Raw genomic sequence first — 11,717 nt, forward strand, 5'->3', positions numbered from 1 at the left:
TTGTTAACGCTTACAAATTAAGTATATAAACCAAAACCATTCATGTGGGAGGCTAATTTCTGCACTTTTTTATCTTTATCTTCACTTTTTTAAGGTGCGGCCCATCCTCTCCTGTGCTGGTTGAGTGCTTTTTCCCTGACATACTGCTTTGGAGAGAGCAAGAACTGCTTTTTGAACACACGGCTAAAATAATTGGGATCCTTATAGCCCACCATGAAGCAAATCTCTTTCAGGCTATACTTGTTCTTGTTCAGCAGCATGACCGCTTTATTCAGCCGGACTTCTGTTAAAAACTCGATGAATGTAACATTGGTTTCCTCTTTAAAGAGTTTGGTAAAATAGGTCGGGCTGAGGCCAACCATTTCTGCAACCTGCTCCAGTGAAAGGGGTTCGTGCGAATGCTCATCGATGTATTTTTTGGCGAGCGACACCGGATCCTTTGCTCTTTTGGCATCCTGTATCATCTGGCAGAGTCCGTGAATGAGTTCATCCCATGCCTGTCTGGTTTGTGGAAATTGCAGATTGGCTGATTCAACGCCTTCATGAATAAGCTGTTCTTTCAGCTCAATGTAAAGGTCCGCTGTTCTTCCCTGATTCATGAGCATGCCGAGCATGGCAGAAGCTTCGAAAGGTTGATTGTTAAAAATGGCCGCTATGAGGTTATCAAATGGGATTTCACACGTCGGACCGTTGTCTGAGAACAAGGCATAGCGGGAACTTCCCTGCATTTTCAGTTGCATAACCGTATACAGGGCTTCTTCATAGGACCGTCTTATCTTATTCATTTGAGTATAAGGAGTCCCGATTCCTATTCTCCATTTTTCGAAACTGGAGGACATCAGCTTTTTTGCAAGAAGAAGAGCATCATCCGATGGATCTTGCTTTTCGCTGATAAAAAGGACAACCATCTGACTTCCATGGGGTACAGCGATGAAGGGAGAGGGTGAAAGTTCATTAAGTAACTCTATAATGGGTTCTGCCAAAAGATCTCCCTCTCCTTTCATCACCGTGATATAGGCATTTACCATTCGAGGATACAGACGTTGAAGTGTATTAATGGGTTCATCCTGCAGCTCGTGCTGCAGAATTTTCAACAGAATATTCTCCAATACGACGGCTGTGGATTCACTAAACAGACTCTCCCGCTCCTGTTCTTCAACTATGGATTGGAAAACCCTGTGAATCGCCGCTGATGTTTCATCCTGGGTACTCGGCTTTAAAAGATATTCTCTTACTCCCAGTTTCATCGCTTCCTTGGCATAATCAAAAGATTCATAAGCGGTGACCATAATGAACTGTGTGTGGGGAAGCTTTTTGCGAATTTTCTGGATCGCTTCTATTCCGTTCATACCCGGCATTTTAATATCCACCGTCATGAGTTGCGGTTTGTGCTTTTCTGCCAGCTCGACCGCCATTTTGCCATTGGCCGCTTCTGCTGCAATTTCCAGATCAGGAAAACGGCTTTCGATGATTTTCCTTAGAGCCTTTCTTTCAATTGGTTCATCATCCACAATTATTGCCTTCAAGTGAAGCACACTCCTCCATTGGAAAGATTAATTTAACACTTGTGCCTTTACCCTTTTTGGAAGAGATGGTTACGAGATTTTCAGATTGATAAAAAAGCTCCATCCTTCTCATCACGTTCTGCAGGCCGATACCTGTTGAATGGCCTACATGCTGGTTGTTTTTTTCCTGATGATTAGTAATCAGGGTAACGAGTTCTTCAGGCATGCCTGCTCCATTATCATGGATCTCGGCAATGGTTCTGCCATTCTCTGAAAAGATGTTCAGTGAGATGTTTCCGCCTTCTTCCATCCCCTCCACCCCATGGATAAACGCATTTTCCACGATTGGCTGAAGAATCAGCCTGGGCACCAGAATCCTCATACACTCTTCGTCGACGTTTACAGAAAAAGTGATGCGGTCGGAAAAGCGGGTTTTTTGAATGTAAAAGTACTCTGTCACGACTTTTATTTCTTCACGCAATCGAACCGATTGGTTAATATTGCCCAGACTGTACCGAAGAAGTGTTGAGACAGCATGAATAAGCTTGGATGTCTCCTCCGCATTCTCAAAATAGGCCGTCCTTGAGATGGTATTTAGTGTATTGAAGAGAAAATGCGGATTGATTTGATTTTGCAAATGTTTGAGCTCCAATTCTTTCAATAAGGAATCAAGCTCTGACTTTTCTTCTATTTCTGCGATATACTGGCGGATGTTTTTTCTCATTAAATTAAACGTCTCCCCCAGAAGTTTAAGTTCATCGTTTGAATCAATATGTATTACATGCCCATCCAGCTTTCCGGCAGACACTTCCGATGCCGCTTTTGATAAAATTTGAACCGGCTTGTTGATTCCTCTAGAAAACCATAATGCGAAAAAAACAGCCAGTAATACGGTAGTATTGAATAAAAATAAGGCAAACCATTTGAAAGAGCCATTTCTTCGTTCCAAATCATTATAGAATGATTGATAGTCTGTTAGTTTAAGATTGATCAAAGACATAGTCGTATCTTGAAGATAGGTAGAAGTGTTACGTGCTTCCTTAATATGCAGGGAATACTGATCGATATCATCCCGGATCGCAAAACCGATCGACATCTCGCACTCCTGGATTAAGGTTTCAGTCATATGGATATAGGATTTCACCTGAATATCGCCAAATCCTTTCTGGTTTTGAAGCTGCTTTGTTTTTTCGTTTAATGTCACCCTGAGCTGCTGAAATTCATTCAGCACACGCTGATTTCTGCCGAGCACAAACTGGTTTGCTTTTTCATAAAGCTGGTTGGATGTTTGAGAGATTTGATTAAGCAGCAGAAACTGCTTAAAGCTGGAATCATATTCCTGGAGAAAGGAACGGCTGCTGAAAAAAATAGAGATGGAAACCACATTAAAAAGCAGAACAAAGACAAAAAAGTAGAGGAGAAGCTTGCTTCGTATCGTTTTCATGGATGGCTCCCCTTCAATTTTGTCATAATATCGGTTTTAGTATATTGAAGAGAACCCGGGTATGCTCCTTTTTTGATAGAAAACAGTGTTTCAACGGCACGCTCTCCCATGACAAACGGGTACTGCGCGACGGTTGCATCAATCTTTTGCTTGTTTAGAAGGGTTAATGTCTCGGGGAGGGTGTCAAAAGCGATAATAAACGGCCTTTTCTTTTGCTGATACAAAGAGGCCACCTGGCTGATGCCCAGTCCGTCAAGAGCGCTTGTTCCATAAAACGCTGTGATGTTTCGATGGTTTTTTAGCAGTTCATACGTGGCCTGTATGGCACCGCTTTTTGTAATGTTGGATTCTCCTATTCCTGCAATTTGAATACGGGAGACGTTTGAGACGGCATCTTTAAACCCTTTAACTCGAAGCTGCTGGTTGGAGGCATCGAACCTTCCTGTGACGATTCCTACTTTTTGTAGTCCAGAGGTTTGTTTGATCATTGTCTCTCCAGCCAGTTTTCCTGCAAGGTAATTATCCGAGCCAACATAAGCCATACGGACACTTTCTGGTGCATCGGTATCCACGGTTATGAGCGGAATCCCTTTTTGGACCGATTTGTTGACAAGATAGTTGAAGGTGTCGCTGGACACCCCTTGAGTCATTATGCCATCCACTTTACTTGCGATCGCTTTGTCAATAAACGTAAGCTGCTCCTCATTATTCGCCTGTTTTGGCCCCCAATAGTCCAGATGAATGTTATGTTTTCTTGATGCAGCTTCCGCCCCCTTTTCTACGAGTCTCCAATACTCATTGTCCACTTCTTCGGAAATTAAAACAAAATGATAGGAATAATGGGAAGGCTGCTGTGCGTTTGAAGTGACCTGGAATGTTTCTCTTCCAAAATAAAGCATTAAGCCGGCATTTAGCATAAAAAGGGCGAAAAAACCGGTAACTCCCACTTTTTTTAACACAATTCATACCCCTTGTAAGCGTTTTTATCCTTATCTTAATGGATTAAACTCAGGTTGAATAGCCTGTATTTACCTTATTCTTCAAAAAGAGCGGCTTTTCCGTTTAAAGATGGAGGAAAATAACAGATAAAGAAGGCACAAGCCTAGGTAGGACGCAGAAATAAGAAAGCCGGCCCTTTTAAAAAAGAGCCAGCTTTTAAACGAGTTGGAATTATTCCTGATCGGATACATAGACGCGGTGATCCTGGAAGAAGGCACCAAGATCCTTGCCGCTTTCTCTTTCCATAATACGTATAAAATCTTTGGTTGTGGCTACGCCAAACTTCTTTTCTTTAAAATAAGCTTTCATAGCTGAATAGAACACTTTGTCACCCAATTTCACACGCAGATCATTTAAGGTGCGAGAACCGTAACCATAAATCATCTGATAGTAGGCACCGACTCCCTCATCACCGTATGCAGTAAATGCGGAAACAGGCGAAGAAAGGTGGAGCTCCTTGTTGGCTACAGGAGGCGTCGTCAATTGGTTCAGCTCATTATCATGCAATGCTGCAGCGAAGGTTGCAAAGGACTCGTCCAGCCACGGCTCATCATATTCATTGTCCCCGATGATACCGTAGAACCACTGATGGCCGATTTCATGCGCAGTAACAGATCTCACCCATTCCTGTGAGCGGGTACCCGCAATGCTGATCATGACCAGCTGTGGATATTCCATTCCCCCGAACCATCCTTCCATACCGACAATATCAAGCTCCGGCCAAGGATAGGTTCCAAAATGGTCACTAAAGAGGTCAATGCTTTTCAGACCGGATGCAAGCATCGAATCAGCATAGCCAGCTTGTTCTGCCGTATAGTAAACATTGATCTTAACGTTGTTGACCATTCCTTTTTTTACTTTATACGTAGGATCCATCTCCAGTGCAAAATCCCTTACATTATGGGCTTTGTACCTGTGAATGGCCAGATTTCCTGCTTTTTGAGGTTTTCCAATTTCTTCCCCTGTTACCGCGATCACCTGTTTTTTATCCGTAGTCAAGGTTACATCGTAGTCGCCGGTTAAGGAATAGAACGATTCACCCGCATTAAAATAAGGATCGACATTCCATCCTTCTTTGTCATAGACGGCAAGAATCGGAAACCAGTTGCCAAGGGAAACGGTATTTTTAAACCAACCGAAACGGTCCTGCTGTTGTGGAACAGATACGGTAAAATTCATGCTGACAGAGGCCGTAGCACCCTTTTTAATTTTAACCGCAGGAATATGTAATGCTGTTCCGTCTACATTGTAAACAGCCCGTTTACCGTTAACCTTCACATTGCTCACATCCGTGCCGCCGCCGTTTTCAGCGAAATCTTCGGCGTTGCCCCAAACATTAAAATAAAGTTCGTTCAGATTTTTCTTCAGGTTGTTTTTAAACTTAACTGTTAACTTTCCTGAGATCTGATGCTTTTTACTATCGTAAAAAACATTCATTTTATAGCTCGGTTTGGAAGGTCCCATCACCTCCTGGCCGCTTCCCTTTTTAACCATTCCTTTAAAGGGCACTTTAGGCACACTAAACGCTTTACTGGCCGAATGGTAGGCCCCTGGAATGTGGGAAGGTGAAGAATGCTGCCCTTCCGCAGCTGCGGCTGCCGATCCTGTAAATAAACCGGCGGCAAGCAATGCTGCGGTTGTTGCTTTTACGGCTTTGTTTGCATTTTTTTTCATTAAATAGCCTCCTTGAAAAGACATTGAATTACCTTTACCTATTTCTGGTTATTTTGTTTGACTCCTTGCGTCAAAAGAAGGAAATATCCGACAAATCAAGATAAAAAAGAGGAAAATTTACACAGGACTTTGGACCAGAAGAGTAGAAACATGGTTACATTTGTACTTTCACCTCAGAAGAAAAGGGGATCAGGAGGCCACTGACGAAGGTAGTAGTGAAGCCATTATGATTTCGAGGGGGAGATGGAAATAAAAATCAAGTCGAACTATGTACCAAAAATCAAAGTAACCTATGTTACGGCAGATACATCTATAGCAGACAGCCGAAAAAAGCTGATTGAATCGGGGTACAGGTGCATTCCCGTTCTTGATGAAAATCACCAGACATTCAAGGGCTTAATCTACAAAGAAGCCACATCCGATTATATGATTGAAGGAACCGGACAGCTCTCTGATCCTGTGAGTCAGCTGCTAAAAGATGAAAGTGCCTTTGTGTATGAAGATACTCCGTTCTTTAAAGTTCTTTTTACCATAAGACGCCTCCCTTTCCTTGCCGTTCTTGACCAAAACGGTCATTTTCAGGGAATTGTCACCCATTCAAAAGTGATGGATATTCTTGAAGACTCTTATGGGATAAAAAAAGGCGGATATTCGCTGACCATTTCTACAACCGAAGGCAAAGGCTCACTAAAAAAATTATTTTCCTCCATCGGAGAAGAATACAACATAGAAGGTGTATTTACACAGGATGCGGGAAAACAGTTCGTGCGCAGAATCATCATCACCCTCAACCGGACGGTTATGGAAGAGCAAGTGAATCAACTCGTCCACAAACTCGAACATAGCGGATTTAAAGTAGCGGAAGTGGAAGATTTGCGGGAGTATGAATCAGCATTTTAAATAAAAAAAGAAGACGCATGGACTGTCCATGCGTCTTCTTTCCCTATTTTCTGTTATTCAGCGTGACACCAATGGCGGCACCGTTTCGGCTGGAGTCGGCCACTCCTTTAAAATAGCCCTCTTTGCTGTCGATAAAGATACTTTGGACGTTGCCGATTTCATCGCCGGGCTGGCCAAAAGCATGCCCTTTTTCATTCAGTTCTGAAATAACATCGGCGGGAATTCCTTTTTCGTACTGATAGTTGTTCACATTATTCGTATATATTCTTGGTTCTTCCACAGCCGCTTTTAATTCCATCTTATATTCAAGAGAGTGAAGAATGGTCTGTAATACCGAAGTGATAATGGTTGGACCGCCTGGTGAACCAACAGTTAAATAGGGTTTATTATTTTTGAAGATGATTGTCGGCGTCATGCTGCTGAGCGGCCGTTTATTGGGCTGGACCTCATTTGCCCCACCGGGAACTGCATCAAAATCCGTGAGCTCGTTATTGAGCATAAAGCCATAACCCGGAACCATGATCCCGGTTCCAAACACTTGCTCAATGGTCGTTGTGTAGGAAACCACATTTCCCCATCGGTCGGCTACTGTAAAATGGGTGGTCTGGCCGGTTTTTTTGTTGTCATTTTGGGGTACAACCTTATAATTTGGCGTGCCATTTTCATATTTCCAAGGATCTCCGGCCCTTACCGTCTTATTCATATGGTCGAGTCCAATGAGGGACTGGCGCTCTTTAATATAATCCGGATGCAAAAGCCCTTTGACTGGCACCTTCACAAATTCCGGGTCACCAGCATAAGCTGCCCGGTCTGCATAAGAAAGATGCATGGCTTCGGCAAGGAGGTGATACTTTTGCCACGATTTCACGTCGTACTGTGATAAATGGTAGCTATCAAGCATCTTCAGCATCTGCAAGAGGAAAACCCCTCCTGAACTCGGCGGCGGCATGCTGGCGACCCGGTATCCTTTATAATCTCCCCATACCGGCTGATCAACAGTCACATGATAGTTTCTAAGATCCGATGGTTTGATCGTACCTCCTCTTTTTTGCACTGTCCGCGCAAGTGCACGTCCGGCTTCACCCTTGTATAACACATCAGGTCCGCCCTTGCGAATCAGGCGGAAGGTCCTGGCCAAATCCTTTTGAACGAGCTTATCCCCTTCTTTCAAGGGTTTTCCATGCGGCAGAAAAACATCTTTAGCCGCTGACATGGAAAGCTTTTCTTTGCTTTCCTCAATTGATCTTGCAAGAACTGAATCAATCCTGAAACCATGCTGAGCCAGGCCAATGGCCGGATTGATAAGCAGGCTCATTGGCTTGGTTCCCCATTTATCCAGCGCTTTTTGAAGGCCGGCCAACGTTCCTGGAACTCCGACTGCTGTTCCTTGAGTAACCCTTTCTTCAAAGGGAATTGGTTTTCCATCCTCGCCAAGAAACATATCGGGTTCAGCTCCCGCAGGGGCACGTTCCCGGCTGTCAACAATAGAAGTTTTTTTGGTGCTGGCATCATATACCATCATAAAACCCCCTCCGCCGATCCCCGACATCATGGGCTCTGTGACATTGAGCGCAAATTGTATGGCGACCGCTGCGTCAACCGCATTGCCACCACTTTTGAGCACATCCGCTCCAATTTTGGAAGCGAGAGGGGTGGCGCTGGCTACCATTCCGTCCTGCCCGTAGGCAACTTGTGAATACGAATGGGTTTTCTTGGGCTTCAGTGACGCCTTTGCCAGTCCTTCACCAGGCTGGAATACAATAAAAAAACTGAGAACCATGATCAAAAAAACGGAGAATTTTTGCTTCATGCGTAACCTCCTCATATTTTGAATTTTTAGATAATTTAGGTTTATGTTTACCCTCTGATTTAGTTTGCAAACGTTCAATTATATTTGGGCATACTGGTAGACACCGAAAGATAGGAAAGGATGGTTATTCATGAACAGAATTCTCCCCGTGATCGGGATTACAGTTTCTTCGTCCATGTACAAGGGAAACAACAGTTCTATTTTGAACCTGGCCTACAGCAAAGCCATTGTTAAAGCTGGAGGGTTACCTTTTCTTATACCGTCTGTTAATCGTGAAGCGGCCTGCGAAAGTCTGGCTCTTTGTGACGGTCTCCTGCTTCCAGGCGGCGATGATATTGATCCATCCTTTTTTGGCGAAGAACCAGTAACCAACCTTGGAAAAGTAAACCCGCAGCAAGATGATTATGAAATCGGAGTGCTAAACAAAGCCCTAGAGCAGAACAAGCCTGTTTTAGGCATATGCAGGGGAATGAGTATTTTAAATGTCGCTCTCGGCGGCACCATAATTCAGCATGTGGGCTCCGAACTGAAAAATCCCATCAAACATCATCAGGAGGCCGCACGCAGTGTGCCCACTCATTCGATTGCTGTTGTGGAAAATTCCCTGCTGCACGACATGACAGGGAGGAAGACGAATTTACGGGTCAACAGTTTTCACCATCAGGCAGTTAAATTGATACCTTCAGCTCTCCGCCCTGTTGCCTTTGCTCCCGATGGCGCGATTGAATCGATAGAATCCGTGGATCGAAAACAATTTATCCTTGGCGTTCAATGGCATCCCGAGGAATTGAATGATACTCCGTCACAGGCAACCTTGCTTGAGGGGTTCATAAGAGCCTGCCGTGCCAACAAAAAAAGGCTTCAGTAAACAACTACTGGAAGCCTTTTATTATTCATTATTCGTCATTCAATTTTGTCAGCGGATCGGTAGCCGGTCCCTCAACGACTTCTCCTTCATAGGAAAACCTTGAACCATGGCATGGACAATCCCACGTCCGTTCCGCGTTATTCCAGGCCACTTCACATCCAAGATGGGTACAGGTCGTATCCAATACGTAGAGCTGGCCGCGTTCATCCTTATACGCGCCTGCTCTTTTCCCATTATAGGTAACAGGAGCACCCTCATCCGGTCCAAGATCGGCAGGCGTCCGGTCAGGCATCTCCAATTTTCCTTCTATTAAGTGTTTGGCGACATCGGCATTTTCCACAACTAATGTTTTTAAGCTTGGGTCAGCTTTAAACCTTGAAGGCGTGAAGACATCACGGTACGGATTTTCCCGTTCCAGAATCAAATCTCTCACCAGCATGCCCGCGAAAATTCCGTTGGTCATCCCCCATTTTCTATACCCAGTGGCAACTAATATGTTGCTGTGCACAGAGGTGATGGGTCCGATGTACGGGATTTTATCCAAGGTTACAAGGTCCTGTGCAGACCAGCGATACGGTATGTCTGTAGCTGCCAACACGTCTTCGCTAAATTTGCGGAGCGCTTCATAGTGTTTTTCTGTATTTTCATCCTGCCCGGTTTTATGGCTTTCACCACCAACAATGAGCAACTTTTCCCCGTTATTTTCGGTGTATCGGATTGACCGGGTCGGACTGTCTGCGCTTAAATACATGCCGCCGGGATAGTCCATCGTTGTTTTCACTCCTATGGCATAGGAGCGTTCAGGATGCATCCTCGCAAAGTAGAATCCTGCTCCGTCAAAAAATGGGAAGTGGGAAGCGACAACTGCATGACGGCAACGCACTTTATGCCCTTCCCTTGTGACGACAACCGGATTTGGTCCGGTTTGGATGTCAGAAGCAGTTGTCCCTTCGAATATTCTCCCCCCCCTTTTTACAAATTCATCGGCCAGGGCCGCCAAATATTTAACAGGGTGAAACTGGCCCTGCTTTTTCATGGAGACGGCACCTAGAACGGGAATATCCAAAGGAATGGCTTCCAGATATTCACTATCGATGCCAAGCTTCTGGTAGGCATCGTACTCTTTTTTTACCTGCTCCAGGTACTGCTCGGATTCTGCATATATAATCGCATCCTGCTCGGAAAAATCGCACTCAATGCTATGTTCCTTAATGGTTGCCTTCATAAAATTCAGCGCTTCATTATTTGCTTCATAATATTGCCTTGTAACTTCCTCTCCAAAGTGCTGAATCAATTCATCATAGATGACACCATGCTGGCACGTGACTTTTGCTGTTGTATGTCCAGTCGTACCATTTAACAGCTTTCCTCCTTCTAGCAAGATAACATTTTGACCTTCTTTGCTTAAAAGATAGGCGGTTGTAACTCCTGTAATCCCGCCTCCAATGACAACGACATCCGCTTCATCGTCAGCATTCAAAGGTTCATATCCTTTCACTGTGCAGGAATCTCTCCAGTAGGATTCGGAAAATTGCGGCAGTTTGCTGTTTGTCATTTTGTTCATTCCCTCCTGTCATTTCCTATATTTCCCTGTTTTTCTGTTTTCATGTCATCATTCACTTTATTTTTACTCTTATACCCAATTATCAGGAAAATAAAAAAACCGGAGAACTTAATTCGCTTAAGTTCCCCGGTTACCAATTAGATTCGTTTTGCTCCCAAGTAACGCGCCTTCCAATAACTGTTGTCCATGGAAACAATCGATACGCCACTTGAAGAAGTTGCAGAAATAAATTGGTTGTTTCCAATATAAATGCCCACATGGGAGGCACCTGTTGTATAAGTTGTAAAGAAAACAAGATCTCCTGTTTTCAGGGTCGTTACTTTTGTACCCTGCTTGTACATATCTGCCGTTGTTCTTGGCAGCGTAATTCCTGCCGATTTATTAAAAACATAATAAACATAACCACTGCAATCAAAGCCGGATGGTGATGTACCGCCCCATGCATACGGCACACCTATGTATTGTTTAGCTGTTGAAACAATCGCTGTGGCACTATACGATTTCGTGACGCCCAATGCCTTGAATGTTGCCGGCCCGGCAATTCCATCAGCCGTAAGTCCTTTAGCTTTTTGAAAGCTCTTAACAGCGCTTTGCGTATAAGTTCCAAAATAGGTAGTAGGTGTTACGCTATAGGTAAAATAGCCTTTTATTTTTAACGTTTGTTGTAAATCCTTTACTTCAGTATGTGTCATTCCATATCTCAATGTATGGTCTCCAAGTGCAGCTTGTCCAACAATTGGATTTGCGGCCAATACGCCGGCAATCCCTAACCCCATAAGTAATTTTTTCAAGTCGTACGTTCCCCCTAAAATTTTCTTGCATTACCAATAAATCTATCTTATAAAAATTTCTTAACAAAACTATTTTAGTAAGGTTACAGTTATGTTACAAATTTCTACAAGTTTCCCTTTTTCCCAGCATTTTACATCGAATTTCAGCGGAAACTGGAGAAC

Annotated in this window: 9 protein-coding genes; 2 read left to right on the forward strand and 7 right to left on the reverse strand. The window is 43.9% G+C overall.

The genetic code is table 11. From position 1 onward, the window contains the following. Positions 1-89 precede the first annotated feature (89 nt). The 4 genes from DMO16_RS04485 to DMO16_RS04500 form a co-directional block, all read right to left on the reverse strand. Positions 90-1,526, reverse strand: coding sequence for a response regulator transcription factor (locus DMO16_RS04485; RefSeq protein ID WP_164988853.1), 1,437 nt, complete (start codon positions 1,524-1,526; stop codon positions 90-92). Beyond that, complete coding sequence (locus DMO16_RS04490; RefSeq protein ID WP_061970047.1) at positions 1,504-2,949, reverse strand: sensor histidine kinase; 1,446 nt, start codon at positions 2,947-2,949, stop codon at positions 1,504-1,506. Before DMO16_RS04490 ends, DMO16_RS04485 begins: the two co-directional genes overlap by 23 nt. Beyond that, on the reverse strand, positions 2,946-3,908 hold the full coding sequence (locus DMO16_RS04495; RefSeq protein WP_129475640.1) for a sugar-binding protein: 963 nt from the start codon (positions 3,906-3,908) through the stop codon (positions 2,946-2,948). Before DMO16_RS04495 ends, DMO16_RS04490 begins: the two co-directional genes overlap by 4 nt. 211 nt (positions 3,909-4,119) lie before the next feature. Further along, the gene (locus DMO16_RS04500) at positions 4,120-5,622 is read right to left on the reverse strand and encodes a M1 family metallopeptidase (RefSeq protein WP_164988854.1); all 1,503 of its coding nucleotides are present in this window, start codon (positions 5,620-5,622) and stop codon (positions 4,120-4,122) included. Positions 5,623-5,865: 243 nt separating this feature from the next. On the opposite strand from DMO16_RS04500, the gene cbpA reads away from it, so the two are divergent. Next, positions 5,866-6,522, forward strand: a complete 657-nt coding sequence (gene cbpA, locus DMO16_RS04505) for a cyclic di-AMP binding protein CbpA (RefSeq protein WP_129475644.1) — start codon at positions 5,866-5,868, stop codon at positions 6,520-6,522. Between the two features lie 43 nt (positions 6,523-6,565). On the opposite strand, the gene ggt is transcribed toward cbpA, so the two are convergent. Continuing rightward, entirely contained in the window at positions 6,566-8,332 is a 1,767-nt protein-coding gene (gene ggt / locus DMO16_RS04510; protein ID WP_129475646.1) for a gamma-glutamyltransferase, read from the reverse strand. 130 nt (positions 8,333-8,462) lie between these two features. Between ggt and DMO16_RS04515 the strand changes: the two genes are divergently transcribed. Continuing rightward, on the forward strand, positions 8,463-9,200 hold the full coding sequence (locus DMO16_RS04515; protein ID WP_129475648.1) for a gamma-glutamyl-gamma-aminobutyrate hydrolase family protein: 738 nt from the start codon (positions 8,463-8,465) through the stop codon (positions 9,198-9,200). 28 nt (positions 9,201-9,228) lie between these two features. Here DMO16_RS04515 and DMO16_RS04520 read toward each other — a convergent pair whose 3' ends face one another. Both DMO16_RS04520 and DMO16_RS04525 read right to left on the reverse strand, forming a co-directional pair. Then, complete coding sequence (locus tag DMO16_RS04520; RefSeq protein WP_129475650.1) at positions 9,229-10,755, reverse strand: FAD-dependent oxidoreductase; 1,527 nt, start codon at positions 10,753-10,755, stop codon at positions 9,229-9,231. A gap of 146 nt (positions 10,756-10,901) precedes the next feature. After that, positions 10,902-11,555: an NlpC/P60 family protein gene (locus DMO16_RS04525; RefSeq protein ID WP_129475652.1), complete on the reverse strand. Its 654-nt coding sequence runs from the start codon at positions 11,553-11,555 to the stop codon at positions 10,902-10,904. Positions 11,556-11,717 lie beyond the last annotated feature (162 nt).

Source organism: Fictibacillus sp. S7 (genome assembly GCF_004127935.1).
GTDB classification, from domain to species: Bacteria; Bacillota; Bacilli; order Bacillales; family Fictibacillaceae; genus Fictibacillus_C; species Fictibacillus_C enclensis.